Origin of the sequence: Globicatella sp. HMSC072A10 (assembly GCF_001811625.1) — a bacterium.
GTDB lineage: Bacteria > Bacillota > Bacilli > Lactobacillales > Aerococcaceae > Globicatella > Globicatella sanguinis.
Genome location: NZ_KV805710.1, coordinates 1 through 277 on the forward strand (window position 1 = coordinate 1; position 277 = coordinate 277).

General features: G+C 32.1%; 1 pseudogene. It reads right to left on the minus strand.

What is annotated here, in order from left to right:
* Positions 1 to 277, minus strand: a pseudogene (locus tag HMPREF2811_RS11550) (ISL3 family transposase); the annotation flags it as partial.

Genomic DNA, 277 nt, shown 5'->3' on the forward strand with positions numbered 1-277 from the left:
CAACCGTTTGATAGCGTATATTTCAAGCTATTCTGTATATGATGGCGATAATGATATAAAGTGTTAAATGCCGTTCTTATTTTTCTAGGGAGGCGATATTTCTTGCTTTCCTCCAATACATGGATGAATTGATCATAGGAATGTTCTTTAATGGCATCCATTACTTCATGAATCAAACGGTAACTAAGACTAAGAGTAGCATCTTTTGATAATAAATAATCGACAATGCCCCTTTCATGAATCAATTGCTTAAATAATGAATATTTCTTATACTCTT